Source organism: Streptomyces lydicamycinicus (assembly GCF_000829715.2).
GTDB classification, from domain to species: domain Bacteria; phylum Actinomycetota; class Actinomycetes; order Streptomycetales; family Streptomycetaceae; genus Streptomyces; species Streptomyces lydicamycinicus.
The window spans coordinates 37,565-60,874 of record NZ_BBNO01000011.1; the positions used below are offsets into that span (position 1 = coordinate 37,565).

Annotated in this window: 25 protein-coding genes; 7 read left to right on the top strand and 18 right to left on the bottom strand. The window is 72.8% G+C overall.

Annotated features, from left to right (window positions below; all coding sequences use genetic code 11):
- Nucleotides 1-67: 67 nt before the first annotated feature.
- From TU31_RS33035 to TU31_RS33070, 8 genes are all read right to left on the bottom strand, one after another.
- The gene (locus tag TU31_RS33035) at nucleotides 68-775 is read right to left on the bottom strand and encodes a lysoplasmalogenase (protein ID WP_042161574.1); all 708 of its coding nucleotides are present in this window, start codon (nucleotides 773-775) and stop codon (nucleotides 68-70) included.
- Nucleotides 772-1,683, bottom strand: a complete 912-nt coding sequence (locus TU31_RS33040; protein WP_042161575.1) for a sterol desaturase family protein — start codon at nucleotides 1,681-1,683, stop codon at nucleotides 772-774. The genes TU31_RS33035 and TU31_RS33040 overlap by 4 nt, the downstream gene beginning before the upstream one ends.
- An 86-nt stretch (nucleotides 1,684-1,769) precedes the next feature.
- Nucleotides 1,770-2,180 carry a PIN domain nuclease gene (locus tag TU31_RS33045; protein ID WP_042161576.1) on the bottom strand — a complete coding sequence of 137 codons (411 nt, stop codon included), beginning with the start codon at nucleotides 2,178-2,180 and terminating at the stop codon, nucleotides 1,770-1,772.
- Complete coding sequence (locus TU31_RS33050) at nucleotides 2,177-2,404, bottom strand: type II toxin-antitoxin system VapB family antitoxin (RefSeq protein WP_018091787.1); 228 nt, start codon at nucleotides 2,402-2,404, stop codon at nucleotides 2,177-2,179. The genes TU31_RS33045 and TU31_RS33050 overlap by 4 nt, the downstream gene beginning before the upstream one ends.
- 78 nt (nucleotides 2,405-2,482) lie before the next feature.
- Nucleotides 2,483-3,712, bottom strand: coding sequence for an amidohydrolase family protein (locus TU31_RS33055; RefSeq protein WP_042161577.1), 1,230 nt, complete (start codon nucleotides 3,710-3,712; stop codon nucleotides 2,483-2,485).
- A complete protein-coding gene (locus TU31_RS33060) occupies nucleotides 3,709-5,070 on the bottom strand; it encodes an amidohydrolase family protein (protein ID WP_245698953.1) in 1,362 nt (453 codons plus the stop codon). Before TU31_RS33060 ends, TU31_RS33055 begins: the two co-directional genes overlap by 4 nt.
- A 12-nt stretch (nucleotides 5,071-5,082) precedes the next feature.
- Nucleotides 5,083-5,976, bottom strand: a complete 894-nt coding sequence (locus tag TU31_RS33065) for an SDR family NAD(P)-dependent oxidoreductase (RefSeq protein WP_042161578.1) — start codon at nucleotides 5,974-5,976, stop codon at nucleotides 5,083-5,085.
- Nucleotides 5,977-6,058: 82 nt separating this feature from the next.
- Nucleotides 6,059-6,856, bottom strand: coding sequence for an acetoacetate decarboxylase family protein (locus TU31_RS33070; RefSeq protein ID WP_042161580.1), 798 nt, complete (start codon nucleotides 6,854-6,856; stop codon nucleotides 6,059-6,061).
- 126 nt (nucleotides 6,857-6,982) lie between these two features.
- On the opposite strand from TU31_RS33070, the gene TU31_RS33075 reads away from it, so the two are divergent.
- The 6 genes from TU31_RS33075 (at nucleotide 6,983) to TU31_RS33100 (ending at nucleotide 13,278) form a co-directional block, all read left to right on the top strand.
- Complete coding sequence (locus tag TU31_RS33075; protein WP_042161582.1) at nucleotides 6,983-7,615, top strand: TetR/AcrR family transcriptional regulator; 633 nt, start codon at nucleotides 6,983-6,985, stop codon at nucleotides 7,613-7,615.
- 675 nt (nucleotides 7,616-8,290) lie between these two features.
- Nucleotides 8,291-9,322 carry a DEDDh family exonuclease gene (locus TU31_RS33080; RefSeq protein WP_042161584.1) on the top strand — a complete coding sequence of 344 codons (1,032 nt, stop codon included), beginning with the start codon at nucleotides 8,291-8,293 and terminating at the stop codon, nucleotides 9,320-9,322.
- Between the two features lie 63 nt (nucleotides 9,323-9,385).
- A complete protein-coding gene (locus tag TU31_RS33085) occupies nucleotides 9,386-9,619 on the top strand; it encodes a metallothionein (protein WP_006606380.1) in 234 nt (77 codons plus the stop codon).
- Between the two features lie 167 nt (nucleotides 9,620-9,786).
- Nucleotides 9,787-10,677: an SURF1 family cytochrome oxidase biogenesis protein gene (locus TU31_RS33090; protein WP_042161586.1), complete on the top strand. Its 891-nt coding sequence runs from the start codon at nucleotides 9,787-9,789 to the stop codon at nucleotides 10,675-10,677.
- Nucleotides 10,678-10,732: 55 nt separating this feature from the next.
- Entirely contained in the window at nucleotides 10,733-12,517 is a 1,785-nt protein-coding gene (locus TU31_RS33095) for a glycoside hydrolase family 15 protein (RefSeq protein ID WP_042161587.1), read from the top strand.
- A 5-nt stretch (nucleotides 12,518-12,522) separates the two neighbouring features.
- Nucleotides 12,523-13,278, top strand: a complete 756-nt coding sequence (locus tag TU31_RS33100; RefSeq protein WP_042161589.1) for an SDR family oxidoreductase — start codon at nucleotides 12,523-12,525, stop codon at nucleotides 13,276-13,278.
- A 41-nt stretch (nucleotides 13,279-13,319) separates the two neighbouring features.
- Here the strand turns inward: TU31_RS33100 and amaP are convergent, their stop codons facing one another.
- The 5 genes from amaP to TU31_RS33125 are packed head-to-tail and all read right to left on the bottom strand — an operon-like array spanning nucleotide 13,320 to nucleotide 15,683.
- Nucleotides 13,320-13,925 (bottom strand): alkaline shock response membrane anchor protein AmaP, encoded by a 606-nt coding sequence (amaP, locus tag TU31_RS33105; RefSeq protein WP_042161591.1) that lies wholly within the window; start codon nucleotides 13,923-13,925, stop codon nucleotides 13,320-13,322.
- A 7-nt stretch (nucleotides 13,926-13,932) separates the two neighbouring features.
- Nucleotides 13,933-14,601, bottom strand: coding sequence for a DUF6286 domain-containing protein (locus TU31_RS33110; protein ID WP_042161594.1), 669 nt, complete (start codon nucleotides 14,599-14,601; stop codon nucleotides 13,933-13,935).
- Nucleotides 14,598-14,990 (bottom strand): hypothetical protein, encoded by a 393-nt coding sequence (locus TU31_RS33115; protein WP_042161596.1) that lies wholly within the window; start codon nucleotides 14,988-14,990, stop codon nucleotides 14,598-14,600. The genes TU31_RS33110 and TU31_RS33115 overlap by 4 nt, the downstream gene beginning before the upstream one ends.
- A 6-nt stretch (nucleotides 14,991-14,996) precedes the next feature.
- Entirely contained in the window at nucleotides 14,997-15,191 is a 195-nt protein-coding gene (locus TU31_RS33120) for a hypothetical protein (RefSeq protein ID WP_042161598.1), read from the bottom strand.
- A 36-nt stretch (nucleotides 15,192-15,227) separates the two neighbouring features.
- A complete protein-coding gene (locus tag TU31_RS33125) occupies nucleotides 15,228-15,683 on the bottom strand; it encodes an Asp23/Gls24 family envelope stress response protein (RefSeq protein ID WP_042161600.1) in 456 nt (151 codons plus the stop codon).
- A 221-nt stretch (nucleotides 15,684-15,904) separates the two neighbouring features.
- On the opposite strand from TU31_RS33125, the gene TU31_RS33130 reads away from it, so the two are divergent.
- The gene (locus tag TU31_RS33130; RefSeq protein WP_052719138.1) at nucleotides 15,905-16,639 is read left to right on the top strand and encodes a hypothetical protein; all 735 of its coding nucleotides are present in this window, start codon (nucleotides 15,905-15,907) and stop codon (nucleotides 16,637-16,639) included.
- 71 nt (nucleotides 16,640-16,710) lie between these two features.
- On the opposite strand, the gene TU31_RS33135 is transcribed toward TU31_RS33130, so the two are convergent.
- The 5 genes from TU31_RS33135 to TU31_RS33155 all read right to left on the bottom strand — a co-directional run bounded on the left by TU31_RS33135 (nucleotide 16,711) and on the right by TU31_RS33155 (nucleotide 23,218).
- Nucleotides 16,711-17,490: an enoyl-CoA hydratase/isomerase family protein gene (locus tag TU31_RS33135; protein ID WP_042161820.1), complete on the bottom strand. Its 780-nt coding sequence runs from the start codon at nucleotides 17,488-17,490 to the stop codon at nucleotides 16,711-16,713.
- A 113-nt stretch (nucleotides 17,491-17,603) separates the two neighbouring features.
- Nucleotides 17,604-17,825: a helix-turn-helix domain-containing protein gene (locus tag TU31_RS33140; RefSeq protein WP_006606369.1), complete on the bottom strand. Its 222-nt coding sequence runs from the start codon at nucleotides 17,823-17,825 to the stop codon at nucleotides 17,604-17,606.
- Between the two features lie 335 nt (nucleotides 17,826-18,160).
- Nucleotides 18,161-19,759 (bottom strand): ABC-F family ATP-binding cassette domain-containing protein, encoded by a 1,599-nt coding sequence (locus TU31_RS33145; protein WP_042161602.1) that lies wholly within the window; start codon nucleotides 19,757-19,759, stop codon nucleotides 18,161-18,163.
- Nucleotides 19,760-20,408: 649 nt separating this feature from the next.
- On the bottom strand, nucleotides 20,409-21,845 hold the full coding sequence (locus TU31_RS33150) for a hypothetical protein (protein ID WP_078886091.1): 1,437 nt from the start codon (nucleotides 21,843-21,845) through the stop codon (nucleotides 20,409-20,411).
- Between the two features lie 245 nt (nucleotides 21,846-22,090).
- Entirely contained in the window at nucleotides 22,091-23,218 is a 1,128-nt protein-coding gene (locus TU31_RS33155; RefSeq protein ID WP_042161606.1) for an alpha/beta hydrolase, read from the bottom strand.
- Between the last annotated feature and the right edge of the window lie 92 nt (nucleotides 23,219-23,310).

The following is a 23,310-nucleotide window of genomic DNA, read 5'->3' on the forward strand; positions in this document are numbered from 1 at the left end:
CCCCGGAGGGAGACTCAAGTCGCGGGCTCACGGCGGCGCACCGGCCCACCGGAAGGCCCTCGGCGACTTACGGTGCGCCCGCCGCCCGCAGCTCCCGCGCCTGCCGTGGGGTGGGCCGCGGAGCCGTGGTGGCGGACCGCAGCACCCCGTCGGCCAGCGCCCACTGGGCCGCGACATAGGTGAGCATGATCCAGAACTGTGGGGCGGGGAGCTGCGGCCAGTGCGCGATACCGCTGGCGATCAAGGTGTCGGAGAGCAGGAACAGCAGCCCTCCGGCCGCGGCCCACGGGCCCGCCCGGAGCGCGCCGAACGCCATCGCGGTGAGCAGCAGGCTGTACCCGGCGACCGGGATCCGCAGCTCCGCCGGGAGGTCCGGCCACAGGAGCAGCACCGTGCCGGCCAGCAGCACGGCGTACGCTGCGCCGGCCGCCACGGCCGGTCCCCGTCGGCCGCCCGCGGGAGCCGTCCCGTACCGGGCGAACAGCAGCAGATAGCAGACGTGTCCCGCGGCGAACGAGCCCATCCCCACCAGGAAGGCGATATCCCCGCCGATCTGGAGGAAGGTGTCGCCGCCACAGCCGAAGAGGAGCGCACCGGCGAGCAGCGGGGGGCCGCCGCGCGCCAGCGCATAGCCGGCGAGCACCGGCATCAGCACGGGCTTGGTGAGCTGCACGACGGGCAGGACGCCCGCCAGCAGTGCCCCCACGTGCACGACACTCAGCACGACGAACGCCCACAGCAGCGGTGATACGGCCCGCGGCCACCGTGCCGTCACGCGGCCGGCTCCTCTACGGAGGCGGGCGCCCGGTTTCCGGACGGGCCGTCCTTCGGGGTCTCCGCCGCGACGGCCCGCGCGGCCGGCTGCCAGCCCGGCCCGCGGAACACCCGGCCGGCCCGCTCGCGCCAGCTGTCCGCGGCCCGTATGTCCCGCGCGATGGCGGCGTACTCATGGGTGGCCACCCGCAGCGGGTTGAAGGTCTCGATGTTCTTGGTGAGCCCGTAGACCGGCCGCTCGGTCTCGGCGACGAACGAGCCGAACATCCGGTCCCAGATGATCAGGATTCCGCCGAAGTTGCGGTCGAGGTAGCCGCCCTGCGAGGCGTGGTGGACGCGGTGGTGCGACGGGGTGTTGAGCACGAACTCGAAGGGCCGGGGCAGCTTGTCGATCCGCTCGGTGTGCACCCAGAACTGGTAGACGAGGTTGACCCCGGAGGTGAAGGCGATCACGGCCGGGTGGACGCCGAGGGCGACCATCGGGACGTAGAACGGCCAGACGGTCCAGGTCGTCCAGGGCTGCCGCAGCGCGGTGGTGAGGTTGAACTTCTTGCTGGAGTGGTGCACCACGTGGCAGGCCCACAGGACGCGGATGACGTGGTGGCCGCGGTGCGACCAGTAGTAGAAGAAGTCCTGTGCGAGCAGCATCAGGAGCAGCGTCCACCACAGCACGGGCACCCGCAGCGGGGTGAGTTCGTAGATCGTGGCGTAGATCGCCACGATCGGTATCTTCCACAGCGCGTCGAACACGAGGCTCCCGAGCCCCATGCCGACGCTGGTGGCGGCGTCCTTCGCCTCGTAGCCCTCCGCGTCCTCGTCGGGATGCAGGCGGTAGCTCACCATCTCCACCACGGTGAGCAGGACGAAGGCCGGTACGGACCACAACACGACATCGGGCAGGTGCGGCATGTCCCGCACGATAAAGGCGTTGACGGGCGTGCCGCTAGGGGTTGTTACTGAGAAGTATGTAAGACGTGCCGTCAGCTGGGGACACTTCAGGGACTGATCAGGTGGGTCGACTGACCGCTGACGGCGGCGATGACCTCGAAGTCGTGATCGCAATGCACCAACGTCAGCCCCAGGAGCTCGGCCGTCGCGGCGACGACGAGATCCAACGGTCCGGCGCTGCGGTGCCCACCGCGCTCAGTGAGCAGCCGCTGGACCTCCCGGGCCCTCCGATGGGCCCCGTCGGGGACAGGGCACCACACGTAGTAGCCGGACAGTGCGGCCATCAGAGCGTCACGGTCGGCGAGCGACCGAGCACTGAAGCCCAGCTCCAGTTCGGTCAGGTCACACAGGCCCACCACTCCGGACTGGAGCTGCTCGCTCCAGCCGTAGCGCTCGGCCCCTTTGGTCAGGAAGCGCGCGGCAGCCGAGGTGTCGGCGAGGAACCTGGCCGCGATCACTGTCCCGGCCTGGGGCGGTAGTTGCGCTTGTCCATGAGCAGGTCGAGGTCGATGGCGCCGTCTTGCGCGAGGCGGCGCGACTCCGCGAGAGCCTGAGCCCGCCGTATACGAGCAGCGGCTTCGATCAGTGCCGTGTTGACGGTGTCCTTCTTGGTGCTGGTGCCGAATGCCTCTTGGGCCGCGGCAAGGGCCTCGTCGTCGATGTCGATGAGCATCTTGGTCATGACCACTCCCTCACGTATATACGCAAAGGTATCACATATATACGCGCGTCGCCGGGAGGGCGCAGAGCCCCGCCCCCCTCACCACACCCGGACCGACCCGCCCCGGGCGAACGCCGGGCTGGTGGCGTCCGGGGGGATCTTCTCCAGGGGCTCGGCGATGTCGGTGACCCTGGGGCCGACGCGGGCGGCGAGGGGGGCGAGGCGGGCGAGGTCGAAGCCGTAGACGCGGGCGGCGTTGGTGCCGAGCATGGCTGCGGTCTCGTCGGGCGGGACGTCCGCGTAGGCGAGGCGGAGGGCCTCGCGGGAGTAGGGGTGGGTGCCTTCGTCGTGGGGGTAGTCGCTGCCCCACATGATCTTGTCGAGGCCGATGCGGTGGCGCAGCGGGACCTCGTGCGGGCGCATGAAGCTGGCGCCGACGAAGCAGTGGTCGCGCCAGATTCCGGCCGGGGAGTCGCCCATGGCCTCGGCCAGCCCGACGCCGAACTTGGCTTCGGCGGTGGCAGTCCGGGACGCGGCCGCGACCAGCCGCCCGTGGTAGTAGTCCAGCATGTCCAGGACGCCGGGGATCCAGCCGGAGCCCTGTTCGGTGAGGACCAGGCGGAGACCGGGATGGCGGTGGAAGACGCCGCCGAAGATCAGGTGCCACAGGGCCCGGTGGGAGAACCAGGTCGTCTCGACCATGAAGACGGCGCGGGCGGCGGGTTCGTCGCCGAGCGGCGGGGAGGCCGATCCGCCGTGGTGGTTCACGGGCACGTCCAGTTCCGCGCAGACCGCCCAGAGGGGGTCGTAGTACGTGGAGTGGAGTTCGGGGAGGCCGGAGCCGGGCGGGGTGCCGGGGAGCATGATGCCGCCGGTCAGGCCGGCTTCCCTGGCGCGGCGGACTTCCCGTACGGCCGCGTCGACATCGTTGAGGAGGATCTGGGCGACGCCGGCCCGGCGGCCGGGGGCCTCGGCGCAGAAGTCGGCGAGCCAGCGGTTGTGGGCGCGCAGGCCCGCCCAGCGCTGTTCGAACTCCGTGCCGCTGGGCGCGGGGGCCATGAGGGCGGCGCTCGGGAAGAACGGCGGGATGGTGTTCGGGAAGACGACCTCGGCGACGATGCCGTCGGCTTCGAGTTCGGCCAGGCGGCGGGCGGAGTTCCAGTTGCGGTCGGCGGTGTCGGCGAGCAGATCCTCGTGCGGGTTGACGTAGGACGCCGCCCAGGCGTCGAAGGCCTCGTGGTACCGGGACTCCAAGTAGGGCCGGTAGTCGAGGAGGTCGGCGCCGGCGTGGCAGTCGGCGGAGATCACGGTGTAGCGGTCGTCGGTCATTGCTGCGCCCCCAGTACCGGGAAGTCGTGGTCGGTCAGCCAGTGGCGGCCCACCTCGCGGGAGCGGGCCCAGGATGCCTCGACCGCCGGCTGGTCGGCGCTCTGGCCGAGTTCCGCCGGGGTGGGGCCGATACGGCGGGCCAGCGGGGCCAGCCGCGCGGTGTCGAAGCCGAACGCCTCGGCGGCGGACAGACCGAGCATGCGGCGGGTCTCGGCGACCGGAATGTCGTGGAAGGTCTTCGTCAGCCAGCCGCGGGTGTCCGGCCAGGTGCCTTCGGGGTGCGGGAAGTCGCTGCCCCAGAGGATGTTGCCGACGCCGATCTCGTAACGCTGGGCGAGTTCCCGGCGTTTGGTGTTGGTGGCACAGACGAAGACCTGCCGGTCCAGGTACTCGTGCGGCGGACGCTTGAGGGCGGCGAACGGGGAGAGCTTCTTGCCGCCGTGCGCGCCCAGGTAGAGGCGGTCCATGAACCACAGCAGGTTGGGGAGCCACCAGCAGCCGGACTCGGCGATGCCGAAGCGCAGGCCGGGGTGGCGTTCGAAGACCCCGGACCAGAGCAGGAACCACAGGGGGCGCGCGGGCCACCAGGTCACCTCGGAGACATAGATCCCGAGGTGGTCGCCGTACTCGTGGCGGGGTGCGGCCCCCGAGTGGGTCAGCACCGGCATTGCGCACTCGGCGGCCGCCGCCCACACCGGGTCGTAACGACGGTCGTGGTACGGCTCCTTGTCGACCCACATGGACGGGATCATCAGGGCACCGAGCCCGGACTCCTTGGCGCGGTGTATCTCGGCCACGACCCGGCCGGTGTCGGCGGTGACCGGCAACAGGGCCACTCCGCAGTGCCGTTCGGGGTGCCCGGAGACGAAGTCGGCGAGCCAGCGGTTGTGTGCCTGGGCACCCGCCATGCCGAGGTCCGGGTCCTGGTCGCCGGAGAGGCCGAGGCCGACACCGAAGGGGGCCGCGGTGCCGCTGTCGACGGCATCCGCGTCCGGGAAGACGACTTCCGCCGCCACCCCGTCGCCGTCGAGCTCCTTCAGGCGCTGTGCGGGGTCCCAGCCGCCGCGCAGGCCCTCCTCATGGTCCTGGAACCACCGGGTGGCGAAGGCCTCGTTGCGGATTCCCAGGCGGGTGGCCGCCGCGCGCCGGGCGTCCCGTTCGCCGAGGAACGTGTCGAAGGCGCGGTGGAAGCGGGCCTCCAGGTAGGGGCGGTACTCCTCGGTGGGGAGCCCGGCGTGGCAGTCGGAGGAGATGATCAGGTACGGATCGTCCGGGCCGGGACGGGTGTCCGGCCGGTCCGCGGGGGCCTGTGGGTCCGTAGGGGCCTGTGGGTTCATAGGGGCCTGTGGGTCCGTCATGGCGAACCTCCCTCAGTCGTCCGGGTCGAGGATGAAGTGCTCCAGGTAGTCGGGGGCGGTGCGGCCGAGCATCGAGGCGGACCGCGCCCGGATCTGCGCGTCGGTGTGCGCGGCGGGCGGCAGCAGCCAGAAGCGGTCCGCCCGGACGCCGTCCACGACCTGCGCGGCGACGTCCTCGACGGGGGTGAAGGCGACCTCCTTCCCGGCCTCCTTCATGGCCGCCTCCCACTGCGCCAGGCTGCGGTAGGGCGTACGGCGCGGCCGGGACTTGGCGTAGCGCGCGGGCCGGTTGCGGTGCGACTCCCACAGGCCGGTGCGGAGCATGTGCGGGCCGGGGAAGAGCACCGAGGCGCCGACAGGGGCACCCTCGGCCCTGAGGTGGGCGTAGAGCGATTCGGTCATGGTCACCACGGCCGCCTTGGTGACGGCGTAGACGGACGCGGTGGGCAGCGGGGCGACGCCGCCGTCCGTCGAGGAGGTGTTGACGACATGGCCGGGCCCGCCGCCCGCCAGCATCCGGGGCACAAAGCACTGGATGCCGTGGAAGACACCCCAGACGTTCACCGCGAACGCCCAGGCCCAGTCGTTGGGTTCGTGCTCCCACATCCGTCCCTCGGCGCCGGAGCCCACCCCCGCGTTGTTGCACAGCAGATGGACGGCGCCGAAGGAGTCGTACGCGGCGTCGGCGAGGGCGGCGACCTCCTCGCGCACCCCGACGTCCACGGTGCGCGCCAGCACCCGGGCGCCGTCCGCGGTCAGCTCATCGGCGGCGGCCCGCAGCGGCTCCTCCTCGACGTCCGCGAGGACCACCCGCAGCCCCTCCGCGGCGAAGCGGCGCGCCATGGCCAGGCCGATCCCGCTCGCGGCGCCGGTGACGACCGCGACCTGTCCCGCTGTCAGCTCCATGCCCGCTCCCTTCTCCGTGCCGCTCGGGACGGCCGCTTCTTCGGCCGCGGGGTTCGGCGTCGCTCTCCGGGCAGGGCCGGCATCAGGCACTCCCCTCGGGCGGCCCGTCGAGGAGCTGCTGCGGATCGTCGTAGCGCTGGTGGATGTACGGCAGCAGGGACTCGGCGCTGACCCGCTCGACGACCCGGCCCTGCTGGTCGGTGGTCTTCTCGCCGAGGGTGAGCTCGACGAGGGCGTGGACGGGAAGGTCGGCGACGGGGTCGTACATCGACTCGCGCAGGACGACCTCGCCGGTGATCCGCTCCAGCCTGCGGACCTTCTCGTGGCGCAGGCAGTGCACCAGCACCGGGTCGAGGTCGAGGCCCGAACCGTCCACGGCGGGCAGGAACTTGAAGTAGAAGTCGGTCTTCCGGATCGGCTCGGGGGCCGGCAGCGGTCCGCTCACCGCGCCGCGTACCTCGACGAAGGCGATGCCGTGCCGGGTGAGCGCGGCACGGACGACCGGTCCGTCGCGGTCGACGGTGACCTCGCCCAGTTTCTTCGGTTCGCCGAAGACCTCCCGCCCGCCGGTCAGGGCCCGCTCATGGGTCATCGGCATGACGAGCGGATACCACCCCTCGACGCCGTGGTGGGCGGCGGCGACGGCGACCGAGCCCGCGCCCAGGGGGTAACCGGGGAGCTCGACCTTGCTGATGGTGGCCCGGACCAGCGGACGTCCGGTGGGTTCGAGGGGCGGCGGCAGCACGGCCGCGACCGCGTCCGGGTCGCTCTCCCACACGGCGACCACACCGGTGGACCAGATCTCGGGGAGCCGGGAGCTCGCGGTGCGTGCCGCGGTGATCTCCGCCGCGGTGCGCGCTCCGTAGCGTATGCGTGCCATGGCGTACCACCCTTCGTCGTCGGTGACTTGCGGGGGTCGTGCGAGGCGTCTGTAACACTGTTACACCGAGCGGGATGAAGGGTAAAGGGCTGTGTGCGCACCGGAGTTGAGGGATAGTGGGGGAATATGACACGTACCGCGCTGACCAGCGAAGAGGTCCTGACGGCCGCCGCCCGGCTGGTGCGCGCGGACGGCCCCGGCGCGCTGACCATGCGCCGCCTCGCCACGGAACTGGGCACCGCCGTCACCTCCATCTACTGGCACGTCGGCAACCGCGAGTCACTGCTGGACGCCCTCGTCGAGCGCACCGTCCGGGAGATGGGAGAGATCCACCCCACCGGGGACACCCCGCACGCCCGCATCGTCTCGGTCGCCCGCGCGCTGCATTCGGCGCTGCGCGAGCGCCCGCAGCTGATCGCGATGGTGCACGAACGCGGCCTGACGGAACGGATGTTCCTGCCGGCGCAGCAGGCGCTGGTCCATGAGATGCACGCCGCCGGGCTGCGCGGTGAGACGGCCGCCGAGGCGGTGCGGGCGGTCCAGTTCCAGGTCGTCGGCTTCGTCCTGGTCGAGCGCAACCGCGAGCGGTCCCCCGAACAGCATCCGAGCGAGGGCGAGCTGTGGGACTCCCCCACCGCCGAACACGATCCGGCACTGGCCCGCGCACTGGCCGGCCCGGCCGACACCGGGCGGCTGTTCACGGTCTCGCTGGAGGCGGTGGTGAGCTCCCTGCTCGCCGCCGGGGCGGCCGGCTCCTGAACGGGGGTGCGGTGGGCGGGCGGTGGCCGTCGGCGGCTTGAGGCCCGCACAGCGACGGGCTTCGCGTGGTGGCGGCGCCGGCCGGGCCGTCGCCGCCCGTTCGTGTGGTTCTCGCCGGCGCCTGCGGGAGGGGCTTTTGTCCGCTTTCTTGCGTGGGTTTCCGTATGCGCCCTTTCTTCGGTGTGTTATCCGGTCGTTCCGGGTGGCCGGTTTCGTTCCCTGGGGAGGTCGGCCTTCTTGGGGCAGGTCTCCTCACTTGGGGCGTGTCTCCTTCCAGGGGAGTGTCTCCTTCCAGGGGAGTGTCTCCTTCCAGGGGAGTGTCTCCTTCCAGGGGCGTGCTCCTTTCTGGGGCACCTTCGCTCCCTGGGGCACGCCCCCTCCCCACGTCCCTCCTAGAGCCTGCTGTTTTTCCCCGCCGCGCAGGCCTGCTGTTTTTCCCCGCCGCCCACCCCCCTTCGGGGGGTGGGCGGGTCAGGTGAGCACCCCCCGGCACCCGGACCACGCCAAGGCAGGCAAGCCCCGCAGCCCCGCCCCCACGCCCGCGGCGGCCCCGCCCCCACACCCCGTCAACTCCCCCACCCACCCGCGAACTGCGGGGGCGCCAGGTGTGTGTCCCTCCCGGGTGTTCCGATGCGGTTCGGTGGCTGTCAGTGGTGGCCCGTATCCTCAGGGACCATGCTCGAAGACCGCATGGCAGCAGCCGCCGACCCGATCGCGCCGAAGATCGGGCAGCAGCCGGGCCCGCAGACGCCGCCGGCTCCCTGGCCGGCCGCATATCCCCAGGGGTACGCGGTGGTCGACGTGGAGACCACGGGCCTGGCCCGCGACGACCGGATCATCTCGGCAGCCGTGTATCAACTCGACGCCCAGGGCGATGTCCAGGACCACTGGTACACCCTCGTCAACCCGCAGCGGGACCCCGGACCGGTCTGGATCCACGGGCTCACGAGCGCCGTGCTCGCCGATGCCCCGCTCTTCCCGGAGATCGTCCCGGAGCTGTCCCGGCGCCTGGCGGACCGGGTGCTGGTCGCGCACAACGCCATGTTCGACTGGTCGATGATCGCCCGCGAGTACGCCCGCGCCGCGGCGACCGCCCCGGTGCAGCAGCGGCTGTGCACCATCGCCCTGTCCAAGGAACTGCGGCTGCCGCTGCCCAACCACAAGCTGGAGTCCCTCGCCGCCCATTACGGCGTGGTGCAGGAGCGCGCCCACCACGCGCTGGACGACGCCCGGGTGCTGGCCGAGGCGTTCCGTCCCAGTCTGCGGCGCGCCGCCCAGGAGAATCTGCGGCTGCCGCTGCTGAGCTGCCAGCCGCTGACGGAGTGGTCGGACACCCCCGCGCCCCGGCAGCGTGCCGCCGCCGCGTCCTACCGCCCCACGTCCTGGCGGCCGTCCCGTAAGCGCCCGGCGTGCCCGTACCCCAACCCGGGGCGTTACGAGTCCGGCGGCCGGCTGGTCCAGGGGATGCGGGTCGCCTTCTCGGGTGACACCTCCGTGGACCGTGAGCTGCTGGAGGACCGGGCGATCGAGGCGGGGCTGCATGTCGCCACGAGCGTGTCCCGGCTGACCAGCCTGCTGGTGACCAACGACCCCGACGCCCGGACGTCGAAGACCGCCAAGGCCGCCTCGTTCGGCACGGTCGTCATCGACGAGGCGGCCTTCATGCAGCTGCTCCAGGATGTGGCCCCGGCGCCTGCGTCCGGGTGAAGCCCGCCCAACACACCCGTCGGCACCGCGCCGCGCGCGGGCGGCGCCCGCACGCTGTGGCGCATGGCACGTTGTGAGGTCTGCGGAAACGAATACGGCATGACGTTCGAGGTGCACGCGCAGGGCGCGGTGCACGTCTTCGACTGCTTCGCCTGCGCCATCCACCGCATGGCGCCGATCTGTGAGCACTGCCGCTGCCAGATCATCGGGCAGGGCGTCGAGGCCGACCAGAAGTGGTACTGCGGCGCGCACTGCGCCCGCTCGGACGGCAGAGTGGGCATCGTCGACCGGGTCTGAACCGGGTCTGCACCGGGGCGGCCATCTGCCCAGCCACCGGACCGACCACCGGACCGGCGCGGGCGGACCCGGCCCGGCCCCCGGCTGCCTCCCCCGCGGGTGCCGGGCGGTACCCCCAGGGGGACCCCCGGCTCGGCGGTCCCGGCGCCCCAGGTACCGTCGAAGCCGTGTACCGCTTCCTGTTGTCCCGGCAGTGGGTGATCCTCACCCTCGTGGGTCTTGTGCTGATCCCCGTCATGATCAAGCTGGGCTACTGGCAGCTCCACCGCCATCAGCACAAGGTGGCGCAGAACCAGCTGATCGCGCGCAGCCTGGCCGCCGACCCGGTTCCGGTCACCACGCTGGCCGCACCCGGCCGCGAGCTGCCCCGGCGCGATATGTGGCGCACGGTCACCGCCACCGGCACCTACGACACCGCCCACGAGGTCGTGGTCCGCCAGCGCACCGCCGCCGACGAGCAGAGCATCGGCTATTACGTGGTGACCCCGCTGGTCCTCGGCAACGGCCGGGCCGTGCTGGTCAACCGCGGCTGGGTCTCGGCCGGCAACGACCTGACCAAGTTCCCGGACGTCCCGGCCGCCCCCCGGGGCAAGGTCACCGTCACCGGCCGGATGATGGCCGACGAGACCACCGCCGCCAGCGGCATCAAGAACACCAAGGGCCTGCCCGCCCGCCAGGTCATGCTGATCAACAGCTCGGAGCAGGCGAAGCGGACCGGCAGGACGATGCTCGGCGGCTATATCGAGCAGACCGCGCCCAAGCCGGCCGGCAACATCCCGGAGCCGGTCCCCGAGCCGGACCACGACTCCATCGGCCCGCACATGGCCTACGCCGTCCAGTGGTGGCTGTTCGCCGCCGCGGTGCCGGTCGGCTGGCTCGTCCTCGTACGCCGTGAACGCCGCGACCGGATGGCGGCCGCGGCCAAGGAAGCCGAAGAGGCCCGGGAGGCCGGGGCCTCCGTGGCCGCGGGCGACGGCGGGCGGACCGCGGAAACCACCGGTTCCGGGGAAACCGAGGCGGCCGGCGACGAGGCGGCACCGGCCCCGGCCAACCCGTAACCCGGACAGCCGTCACCACCGCGTAGCGCACCTTCCCGACGGGAAGGGGCGCTGAGTGCACCCACGTATCGAGGACTATGCGCTCATCGGCGATCTTCAGACCGCCGCACTCGTCGGCCGCGACGGGTCCATCGACTGGTTGTGCCTGCCGCGCTTCGACTCCGGCGCCTGCTTCGCCGCCCTCCTCGGCGGCAAGGACAACGGCCACTGGGGGCTGGCCCCCCGCTCCCCCGACGCCCGCGCCCAGCGCTCCTACCGCGGCGACTCGCTGATCCTCGACACCGTCTGGGAGACCCCCACCGGCAGCGTGCGCGTCACCGACTTCATGCCGCAACGCGACCGGGCGCCGGACCTCGTACGGATCGTCGAGGGCCTCAGCGGCAGCGTCGAGATGCGCGGGGTGCTGCGGCTGCGGTTCGACTACGGGCGGGTGGTGCCCTGGGTGCGCGCCACCGAGGGCTGCCGGGTCGCGATCGCCGGACCGGACTCGGTGTGGCTGCGCACCCCGGCCGAAAGCACCACCTACGGCAAGGACTTCAGCACCCGCTCGGACTTCACCGTCACCGCGGGCCGGCGCACCGCGTTCGTGCTGACCTGGCACCCCTCGCACGAACCCCGGCCGACCCAGATCGAACCGTTCACGGCGCTCCAGGACACCCTGGACGACTGGCACGCCTGGTCCGCGCGCTGCCGCTACAAGGGGCCGTACCGCGAGGCCGTGATGCGCTCGCTGATCACCCTCAAGGCCCTCACCTACGCGCCCACCGGCGGCATCGTGGCGGCCCCCACCACCTCGCTGCCCGAGGAGCTGGGCGGCGTACGCAACTGGGACTACCGCTACTGCTGGCTGCGCGACGCCAGCCTCACCCTGAACTGCCTGCTCTCCGCCGGATATCTGGACGAGGCCGGCGCCTGGCGGGACTGGCTGCTGCGCGCGGTGGCCGGCGCCCCCGACGACCTTCAGATCATGTACGGGCTGGCCGGTGAGCGGCGGCTGCCGGAAGCCGAGGTGCCGTGGCTGACCGGGTACTGCGACTCCGCGCCCGTACGCATCGGCAACGCCGCCGTCGAACAGCGTCAGCTCGATGTCTACGGCGAGGTCCTCGACTCCTTCCACACCGCCCGCTCGGCCGGGCTGCCGGCCGAACAGCACGCCTGGAGCATCCAGCGGGCGCTGGTGGACTACCTGGAGTCCACCTGGCGCGACCCCGACGAGGGGCTGTGGGAGATCCGCGGGCCGCGCCGGCACTTCGTGCACTCCAAGGTCATGGCCTGGGTCGCGGCCGACCGGGCGGTGCGGGCGACCGAGACGTATCCGAGGTTCGGCGGGGAGGCCGACCGCTGGCGGGCGATGCGCGACGAGGTCCGCCGCGAGGTGTGCGAGCGCGGCTACGACGCCGACCGCGGCACCTTCACCCAGTTCTACGGCTCCCGGGAACTGGACGCCGCGACCCTGCTGATCCCCCGTGTCGGCTTTCTGCCGGGGGACGATCCGCGGGTCCTCAGCACCATCGACACGGTGCGCCGGGAGCTGACGCACGACGGTCTGGTACGCCGTTACAGCACCGAGGGCATCTCGGTCGACGGGCTGCCGGGCGGCGAGGGCACCTTCCTGGCCTGCTCGTTCTGGCTCGTCGACGCATTGCAGCTGAGCGGCCGGCGGGCCGAGGCCCAGGAGATGTTCGAACGGCTGCTGGGGCTGCGCAACGACGTGGGGCTGCTCTCCGAGGAGTACGACCCGGCCGCCCGGCGCCAGCTGGGCAACTTCCCGCAGGCCTTCAGCCATATCGGCCTGGTGGGGACCGCCTTCGGTCTCCAGGACGGGGCACGGGCACACTAGGGGCCATGGATCTAGGACTCACCGACCGGACGTACCTCGTCACCGGGGCGACCCGTGGCCTCGGCTTCGCCACCGCCCGTGAACTGGTCGCCGACGGCGCCCAGGTCGTGCTCACCGGACGCACCGAGGAGAGCGCGGCCGCGGCGGCCGCCTCGCTCGGCGAACGGGCCCTGGGCATCGCGGCCGACAACGCCGACCCGGAGACCCCCGGCCGGCTGCTGACGGCGGCCCGGGAACGCTTCGGCCGGCTGGACGGAGTGCTCATCAGCGTGGGCGGCCCGGCACCCGGCACCGCCGCCGACAACACCGACGCACAGTGGCAGTCGGCCTTCGAGTCGGTCTTCCTCGGCGCGGTACGGCTGGCCCGCGCGGCCGCCGCCGAGCTGCCGGAGGGCGGGGTGATCGGTTTCGTTCTGTCCGGCTCGGTGTACGAGCCGATCGGCGGGCTGACCATCTCCAACGGGCTCCGCCCCGGTCTCGCCGGTTTCGCCAAGTCGCTCGCCAACGAGCTGGGGCCGCGCGGCATCCGTGTGCTCGGCGTCCTGCCCGGCCGGATCGCCACCGACCGGATGACCCAGCTCGACGCGCGCTCCGGTGACCCCGAGGGGTCCCGCGCCCGCAACTGCGCCGAGATCCCGCTGGGCCGCTACGGACGGCCGGAGGAGTTCGGCCGCGCCGCCGCCTTCCTGCTGTCGCCGGCCGCGTCGTACATCAACGGGGTGATGGTGCCGGTGGACGGCGGGGCCCGGCACGGGTTCTGACGCGGGGCTGGACCGGCCTGCGGGCCGGTCGTCCGGACGCCCTAACTGACCCGCTCGGGCCGGTGCTTGACCGCGCGCAGCCGGACCTCGGCCGGCAGCCGGTCCAGCCCGGCCGAGCGGCGGGCGTGCGCCATCGCCTCGTCCGACAGCCGCCGGACGACGGTTCCCGGGTCGGCGTGCGGGGCGAGCTCCAGCACGGCCCGGACATGCGGTTCGCCCCGGCGGCCGGTCAGCAGCACACCGGCCCCGTCGACGCCTTCCACCGCCTCCGATTCGGCCGTCAGAGCGGCCTCCAGCGCCCGGCCGCGCAGCTGGGCGCCCTCGCCGTCGCCGCTGTCGACGAGGATCTCGCTCAGCCGGTGGCGGCGGAGCTGGGTCAGCAGCCACCACAGCATCAGCAGCACGAAGACGGCCAGCGCGGCGATGACGACGGGCCACCACCAGCCCTGGTCCGTCCAGCGGGTGCGCTGCCGTGCGGGGAGCAGCACCTGGTCGGGGCGGGACCAGGGCCAGCCGGCGGGCAGTCCGAGGCGCCATTTCGCGGGCAGGTCGAGGCCGCCGAGCAGCACCAGGCCGCCCACGCCGAACAGCACCACACCGATCAGCCCGAGCAGCACCCGGTTGACCCTGCCACGGACCCTGCGCATCGCTCACTCACCTCTTCTTCGGGCGCCGGACGTCCACGGTCAGGCGGAGCTCGTGCGCCAGGCCCAGCTGCCGCAGCCCCTCGCCGAGCGAGGTGTCGAGGTCGGCGCGGACCTCGTCCAGTTCGCGGAAGTGCGAGACGGCGCGCGTCTTGGCCTTACGGCGGCTGACGGCCACCCGTACGGACTGCACGCCGGCGACCTCCATGGCCCGGTCGCGCAGCACCAGCGCGGCGGCCGCACGGTCCAGCCCGGCCCGGATGTCCGGTGCCGCCGGCCGCATCGGCAGCACCTGGCGCAGTCCGGGGGTGACGGCCGAGACGACCAGCCAGATGCCGAGCACCACGGCCAGCGCGGCGGCGCCCAGGACCCAGGGGTTGTCGAGGTGACGGGTGCCCAGTTCGCGGGCCAGCCACCGGCGCCAGGCCATCGCGGGGCGGTCGGCGCGCACCGCGGCCACGTCGTAGAGCAACAGGCCCGCGGCGGCCAGCAGCACCAGCGCGACCAGGGCGGCCGGCACCCGGCGGGCCGACCGGAAGCGCCGCACCCGGTCGTGGCCGGCGGCGCCCGTGGCCGGGGTGTCCGCGCCGGACGGGGTCGCTCCGTCCGCCCCGTCCGGCGTCTTGTCGAGTGTGGGCAGCCGCCGGGTGTCGGACCGCTCCGCGTCCTCGTCGCTCATCGCACCCTCCCGCGGTCCGTTCGGTCCAGCAGCGGGGAGTGCAGCCGCTCGACCTCCACCGCGACCTCGGGCACCGTCATGTTCGCCAGCTCCGTCACCCGCTCGGTGACCCGGCGGCGCACCACCCGGCACTGTCCGCCGATGTCGGAGGGGTAGCCCAGCTCCACGGCGATCCGCACCCGCGCCTCACCGAAGTGCAGGCGGTCTTCGCGCTGGTGCACGGTCACCGTCGCATGGGCGTCCGTACGGGCGCGCGGGGACTCCGCGCGCAGCGCCTCCCTGGCGGCCCGTGCGGCGATCTTCGCCACCACCCGGTCCGCGATTCTGGTCGCGCCCCGCTCACCCGCCGGTACGGCGGTGGCAGCGGCGGCCGGGGACACCGTCGCCACCCGGCTTCACCGCCGCCGGTCGCGGTAGCCGCTGCGCGGACGGAAGAAATCGCCGGCTTCCAGGTCCCCGTCGAGGAACCTGCCGGCCACGAACCCGATGGCGCCCAGCGCCGCCACCAGGACAAAGGCACCGAAGCCGCCGAAGTATCCGGCGAAGCCCAGCGCCATGCCGGCCAAGAGGCCGACCACGGCCATGCTCATCGTGCGCTCCTTCGCTGCCACTCCGGACGGGCCCGGCTATTGGAGCCGTGGCTCCGCTTCCTCTTCTTCGTCTGCTTCGTCGGGCAGCTTGACGTCGCTGACCGCGATATTGACCTCGACGACCTCCAGGCCCGTCATCCGCTCCACGGCGGAGATGACGTTCTCCCGGACCGACCGGGCGACATCGGCGATGGCGACGCCGTAGTCGACCACGATCTCCAGGTCCAGCGCGGTCTGCACCTCGCCGACCTCGGCCTTCACGCCCTGGGTCGCGGACCTGCTGCCGCCGGGCACCCGGTCCCGGACGGCGCCGAGCGTACGGGCGAAGCCGCTGCCCATGGCATGCACGCCGATGACGTCCCGGGCCGCCAGACCGGCGATCTTTTCCACGACACCGTCGGCGATGGTGGTCCGCCCTCGGGTCGCGGGGTCGCCGCCGCCCCGTTTGGCGGGCGTCCTGGGCCCCTCTGCGTGCTGCTGGCTTTCGCTCATCGCCGTATCCCTTTCCGCGGGGAGAAGCGGTCCGCCCGCTCCGCTCCCCACAGTAGGTCCGGAATGTCCGGAACGCTCCAGGGATGCGGCAAGAGAGTGCTCCATACGGCGCCGTCGGGCCCACCGCCCTGCCGTGCGGGCGGGTCTGCGGCAGGCTGGGGGCGTGAGCCGGAACGTGTCCGGGAAGCGGTCCGTGGACCTTCCGGGAAAGGGGTGACGCGGTGGCCGTGAACCAATTGGCGCAGACGGTCCGCACGCAGCTCGGGATCGGCCGGCTGCTGCCGCTCGGCGGGCCCGCGGACGGCTCGTGGATCACCGAGCAGGCGGCCGCCGGGGCGCTGCGGGCATCTGCTGATACACCGGCCGGTGTCCGGTTCGGCTCGCTGCGGCTGTCCGTCGCCGACCCCGGCCAGGCCCCGGAACCGGCGGTGCCGGCGCCGCCGAGCGCCCTGCCGCCCGGCCCGCTGCGCATCGAGGCGGAGTTCGCCGCGGTGGCCGACCGGCCGCTGCCCGCGCTCGCCGACCAGGTGCGCGCGGCGCTGCTGGAGGCGTCGATCCAGGGGCTGGGGCTGGTGGTGGGCGTGGTGGATCTGCGGGTCAGCGGCCTGCTGGAAGCCGACGAGGCCACGACGGAGGGTGCATCAACCCGTTCCGCTCCCCCAGGGGACGTGCCACCCGCCACACCTGCGGGTGACCGGACCGGCGCGACCCAGGAGGGCGCGGCGGGCATCGCCGCCGTCGCGCGGGGCGTCGCCGGCGTGGCCCGGCTGGCGCCGGTGCTCGGCGGTCCGTCCCGCCCGGTGCGGCTCACCGACGGGCATGCGCTGATCCAGCTGGCGACCGCACCCGGTCACCGGGCACTGGATGTGGCCTGCGCCGTACGGCAGGCGGTGGCGGCCGCGCCACCCGCGGTCTCGACGGTCGCGGTGCTGGTCACGGCGGTGGACCGGAGCTGATGAGCCGGCCCGGCCGGGCCGTGGGAGCGCGACCGGGCAGCTCGGGCAGGTGAACGGCGCGGTACGGGGTGCTACTCCCCGACGCCCGCGAGGTCACGCAGCCGACGCGCCTGGGCGGCCCGCTCGGCGCGGCGCTGCTCCTCGTACGGACGGCCCGCGGCACCGGCCAGCAGGGCCTTGGTCTCGATGACGGCATCGCGCGGCGCGGCGGTGAGCGCGGCCGCCAAGTCGGCCACCGCGGCATCGAGTTGATCGCCGGGCACCACGAGGTTGGCGAGGCCGATCCGCTCGGCCTCCTCGGCGTGCACAAAGCGGCCGGTGGCGCAGATCTCCAGCGCCCGGGCGTAGCCCACCAGCGCGACCAGGGGATGGGTACCGGTCAGGTCCGGTACGAGCCCGAGGCTGGTCTCGCGCATGGCGAACTGGACGTCCGGCGCGACCACCCGCAGATCGCAGGCGAGCGCCAGCTGGAAGCCGGCACCGATGGCATGCCCCTGCACGGCGGCGATGGACACCAGATCAGTACGCCGCCACCAGGTGAACGCTTCCTGGTACTCGGCGATCGTGGCGTCCAGTTCCTCGTCCGAGCCGCGCGCCAGATCGATGAACGACGGCTCGCCGTCGAAGCCTTCGGGCGTGAACGCCTGACGGTCGAGGCCCGCGGAGAAGGACTTGCCCTCACCACGCAGCACCGCGATCCGTACGTTTCCCGGCAGCAGCGACCCCGCTTCGGCAAGCGCCCGCCACATGGCCGGCGACTGCGCATTGCGCTTGGCCGCGTTGGCGAGGGTCACCGTGGCGATCGCACCGTCCACGGTGAGCCGCACACCGTCCTTGTCGAGCAGAGTCATGAGCGCCTCCGAGTCAGCCAGCCGCACCTGCGTGCGTAAGTGACTGAACGGTAACCTCCCGGTCGACTGCTCGGTCGACCGGGGGGACACCGCTGCACCCGGAGTCGCGGCCGTCAGGCCGATGCGGCCTTCTTGCCCCTCGTGGCTCCGCCGCGACCGCGCAGGACCACACCGGATTCGCTGAGCATCCGGTGCACGAATCCATAGGAGCGGCCGGTTTCCTCGGCCAGCGCCCGGATGCTCGCACCGGAGTCGTACTTCTTCTTCAGGTCTGCCGCGAGCTTCTCGCGCGCGGCGCCGGTTACCCGGCTGCCCTTCTTCAGAGTCTCGGCCACCCGTGCCTCCTCGTGGGAAGTGCGCTCTGGACTCTCATGATCACCCCTCCCCGGCTTCCTGGCCACCCATTCCGCAAGGTCGATACGACATCGTTTGCCGGCGGAGGCCCGAAAACACGGGCCGGAATGCCTGATTCCGGCGGTTTCTGAGGCCGCCCGCGCGCGGCCGCCCGCGAGAAGTGGCAGGTCAGGTGGTGTGCGACCGAAAAGGTGACGGCCGGGCCCCAAGGGCCCGGCCGTAGGCCGCAGACTCGCCGGTGTACGAGCCGTTCTCACTCAGATGATGGATCACACGTCGGCCGAATGATCCATACGGCATGATCCATCCGCCGCGGTCAGGCCAGCGCGACCAGATCCGCGTAGTCCTGGCCCCACAGGTCCTCGACGCCGTCGGGCAGCAGGATGATGCGCTCCGGCTGAAGCGCGTCCACCGCGCCCTCGTCGTGCGTCACCAGGACCACCGCGCCCGTGAAGGTGTGCAGCGCGCCGAGGATCTCCTCGCGGCTGGCCGGGTCGAGGTTGTTGGTGGGCTCGTCGAGCAGCAGCACATTGGCGGAGGACACGACCAGCGTCGCCAGGGCGAGCCGGGTCTTCTCGCCGCCGGAGAGCACCCCGGCGGGCTTGTCGACGTCGTCACCGGAGAAGAGGAAGGAGCCCAGCGTCTTGCGGATGGCGACCAGGTCCATGTCCGGGGCCGCCGAGCGCATGTTCTCCAGGACCGTGCGGTCCGGGTCCAGGGTCTCGTGCTCCTGGGCGTAGTAGCCGAGCTTGAGGCCGTGACCGGGGCGGACCTCGCCGGTGTCCGGTGTCTCGACGCCGGCCAGCAGCCGCAGCAGGGTGGTCTTGCCCGCACCGTTGAGGCCGAGGATGACGACCCGGGAGCCCTTGTCGATGGCCAGGTCGACGTCGGTGAAGATCTCCAGGGAGCCGTAGGACTTCGACAGGCCCTCGGCGGTGAGCGGGGTCTTGCCGCACGGTGCCGGGTCCGGGAAGCGCAGCTTGGCGACCTTGTCGGCGGCCCGCACCTGCTCCAGGCCGGCGAGCAGCTTGTCGGCGCGCTTGGCCATGTTCTGCGCGGCGACGGTCTTGGTGGCCTTGGCCCGCATCTTGTCGGCCTGGGAGTTGAGCGCCGCGGCCTTCTTCTCGGCGTTCGCCCGCTCGCGCTTGCGGCGCTTCTCGTCGGCCTCGCGCTGCTGCTGGTAGAGCTTCCAGCCCATGTTGTAGATGTCGATCTGCGACCGGTTGGCGTCCAGGTAGAAGACCTTGTTGACGACGGTCTCGACCAGGTCGACATCGTGGGAGATCACGATGAAGCCGCCGCGGTAGGTCTTGAGGTAGTCGCGCAGCCAGACGATGGAGTCGGCGTCGAGGTGGTTGGTCGGCTCGTCGAGCAGCAGGGTGTCGGAGTCCGAGAACAGGATCCGGGCCAGCTCGACACGGCGGCGCTGACCACCGGAGAGGGTGTGCAGCGGCTGGCCGAGGATGCGGTCGGGCAGGCCGAGGCTGGCGGCGATGGTCGCGGCCTCCGCCTCGGCGGCGTACCCGCCCTTGGTCAGGAACTCGGTCTCCAGGCGCTCGTACTTCTTCATCGCCTTTTCGCGGGTGGCGCCCTTGCCGTTGGCCATCCGGTCCTCGTTCTCGCGCATCTTGCGCAGCACGGTGTCCAGATCGCGGGCGGACAGGATGCGGTCGCGGGCCAGCACGTCGAGGTCGCCGGTGCGCGGGTCCTGCGGCAGATAGCCGACCTGGCCGCCGCGGGTGACCGTGCCGGAGGCGGGGATGCCCTCGCCCGCCAGCACCTTGGTGAGGGTGGTCTTGCCGGCGCCGTTACGGCCGACCAGGCCGATGCGGTCGCCCTTGGCGATACGGAAGGAAGCGGACTCGATGAGAATGCGGGCGCCGGCGCGCAGCTCAAGGCCGGAGGCGGTGATCACGGGAAAAGCTCCAGGGTCAGGGAGACGGCGGGTTGGACGGACGGTCCGAGGGCGAGCTGCGCCGTCTAATGAACCCAGGGGAGAACTGCCATGGGAGGCAGTCTAACGGCCCAGTGCAAGTCGTTTTCTCCCCCACGTCTTCGGCTGTCCCGCCGTGGGGGTTGCTCGCCGTTTGGTGCCCGCTGCGCGGTGCACCCGCCGTGCACTGCGCTTTGCCTTCGGCCCGCGTTTTCGGCTTTCTCTCCGTTGCGCCTGCGGCGGGCGTTGCCGCTGCGCGGGGCTGTCGGGGTGCGGTGACGGACCTCCGCGGGTGGGGTGCCGGACTGCTTCGCTTTACGTCCGGCACCCCACCCGCTCCGGCCCGTCCCCTCCCGTTGAAGGGTGGGAAGAAGGCCGGTGGGGGTTGGCGTAGGTGGGCCGGTGCACCTCGTAGGGCCCGGTTATGACTGACGGCGGCACGCCCCCACCCACCTGCAGTCACTCCCCCAACGGGAGGGGACGGGCCGGAGGGGCAGGGTGTCCGGACGTAAAGCGAAGCAGTCCGGACACCCTGCCCCGGAGGTCCGTCACCGCACCCACAAACCACCCCGGCCCGCCGCAGGCGCAACGGCGACCAACAACCACGGCGGGAAAGCCGAAAACGTGGGATTCAAACCCCACCCGTGTGGACTTGGAAGGCCGCCCGCCGCACCGCCTTCGCCAGGGCCGGGTCCGGGTGGGCCGCGGCCAGGGCCACCAGTACCTGAACGGTCCTGGGGTGGCCGACGGCGCGGACCTCCTCCAGGAGGCGCGGTACCGAGCCCTGGACCGCCGAGTCGAGGTGCCGGACGAGCAGCTGGGTCTCGCCGTGATCGGCGACGGCCGCCGCGGTGTCCACCCACAGCCAGGTGGATTCCTCGCGGGTGAGCACATCGGGCGCGGTCTCCGGGTCGCCGCCCTCGTGCTCGACCAGCCACAGCAGGGCGTACGGCCGCAGACCCGGCTCGTCGGCGGCGGCCCGTACGGCGGCCTCGGCCGGGGCGCCGACCGCCCGCAGTGCCTCGAAGGCCAGGCCGCGCAGCAGCGCGTCCTCGCCGCGGGCCACGGTCAGCAGCTCCTCGACGGCCGCGCCGACGGAGCGGGCGGCGAGCCAGGCCCGGTATTCGGCGCGGGCCGGGCCCGGGGTGAGCCGGGCGCAGCCGCGCAGCATGGCCTCCGCGGACTGTTCGATGTGGCCGGCCGGGCTCTGCGCGGCCACACAGATCTGCTCCAGCTTGACCCACACCGACCAGTTGCCGAGCGGCGTCAGCTGCGCCTCGGACGCGTCGTGCGCGGCCTCCGCGCCGTCCGGCGGCACCAGCGCGCCGACGGTCCGCAGCGCGTCCAGCGCCCAGTCCAGCAGCGCGGCCAGCGACGCCCCCGCGGCGTCGCCGGCGACCGCGGCCTCGTCGGCGCCGCCCGGGTCCTGGCCGTAGGGGACCTCGCAGCGTTCGGTGCGCAGTTCGGCGACGCGCTGGTCGAGCATGTCGAGCAGTACCGGCAGCCGCACGGGACCGGCCGACAGATGCAGCAGGGACAGCAACTGCGGCAGCGCCTCGACGACTTCGGCGACTATCGCGGGGCCGGCGCCGGCCGGTGCGGGGCGGGCCAGCGACCAGGCGTCGAAGAGCGCGACCCAGCCGCGCAGCACGGCGGTGTCGTCGCGGTCCCAGGCCCGCAGCCGCCAGCCGGGGCGGGCGAGGCCGTCGTGGAGTTCGACGAGGCCGGCCAGCCGGGCCCGGTCCCAGTCGATGCGGACCTGGTGCGGCGTCAGACCCAGGGCCTCGGCGGCGCGTTCCGCGGCGGCCTTCGGCAGCGCTCCGTCGGGACCGGCACGCAGGCTGCCGCCGGCGGCGCCGGCACCGACGCTGTCGGCCCAGCGGGCGAGCCGGGCGGCGCCGGCCAGTACGGCACGGGCCTGGCGGGCCAGTTCCGCGGGCGGCGGCGTGCCCTCGGGCGGGCGGGGCGCCGGGCGCTTGGCCCGGGTTGTCACCGCCCGGCGGGCGGCCGCAACCGGTTGACGGGGGACGAGTCGGAGCCGGGAGTCGCGCGGAGTACGGGACGTCACAGGAGCAGTGTTGCCGCTGTCGGCCCGAAAGCCCAATCGGAACCCGGCTTGCGATCTGCCACGGCCGCGTCACCTAGCCGACCCATCCCTGATGAGGGGAGTTGTCCCCCCGTATACCCGGGAGACACCCGGAAGCCATCGGGGGCGCCGGGCCCGTTGGAGGGGTGGCCCGCGGGAGCCCGCGTCGGTGACCGGCGTCCGGGCCGGGGGCGGCCCGGGCGGTGCTGCATGAGTGGGGTGCGGTGCTACATGAGCGGGGTGAGGAAGCGCCGCAGGGCTTCCTCGTAGCCCGAGGGGTCGGCGTTCCACATCGCGGCGTGCGGGGCGTGCGGGACCGGTTGCAGCGTGACCAGGTCGGCCCGGCGGGCGGCGAAGGAGCGGGACGCGGTCCAGGGGGCGATCATGTCGTCCGGTCCGTGGAAGAGCAGCGTGGGAATCTCCAGCTCGTCCGGGTCGACGGCGTCGGCGGGATGGCCGAGGGGCACTCCGGTGCTGCCCTCGGCGGCGCGTACCACCAGCGGCAACAGGGCCCGCGGGATCCGCCGGGCGCCGGCCAGCGCACGGACCGTGGCGTTCCGGTCGAGGACCGGGGAGTCCAGGACCAGACCGCTGATCCGGTCGCGGAGCGCGGAGTGGGTGGCGGCGCGCAGTGCCATGGTCGCGCCGGTGGACCAGCCGTGGAGGACGACGTTCCGGGCGCCGTAGCGCAGGGCGTAGCGGATCGCCGCGTCCAGGTCGCGCCATTCGGTGTCGCCGAGGTGGTTGACGCCGTCGGCGGTGCGCGGGGCGCCCAGGTCGTTGCGGTAGGACAGGTCGAGGACCGGCAGCCGGTGGCGGTGCAGGAACGGCATGACCACCATGGGGTGTTCGCGGGTGGTGCCCAGGCCGTGTGCGGTGATGACCCAGGTGTCGCGGACGCCGGGGACGAACCACGCCGGGAGGGCGCCCAGTTCGCCGGGGATGTCGACGTCGGCGCAGTCGAGGCCGAGGGCGTCCCGGGGGTTGCCGAGGTGCACCTGGGGGGTGAGCCGCATCCGGTTGCCCGGCCCGAGGGTGCCGTGGGTGACCCGTACCAGGCGGCGGACGACCGCGTCGGCGGGGTGCGGGACGCCGTGGACGACATCGCCGAGCACCGCGTGGCAGCCGGAGCCGGTGAGCCCGTAGGTGCCGGGCCGCAGGGACGCGAAGCTGCGGGTGAGGGCGATGCGCTCCTCGGTGGCGGAGTGCACGGTGAGGCGGGAGTCGCCCGGGAAGGGCTGGTCCGGCGATGGTTTCAGGGCAATGTCACTGGCGTACCGGCCGACCGCCACGGCGGCCGCCCCGGCACCTATCACGGTGATGGCGGCCACGGCCGCCGCAGTACCCAGGCGCACCTCACCAGTGTGCGCAGCGGTGCCGGGGGCGGCCACCGGGCGGAGTCGGGCGGGTGACCGGGCGGGGCGCCGGGTCGCCCCCCCCCGGGCGG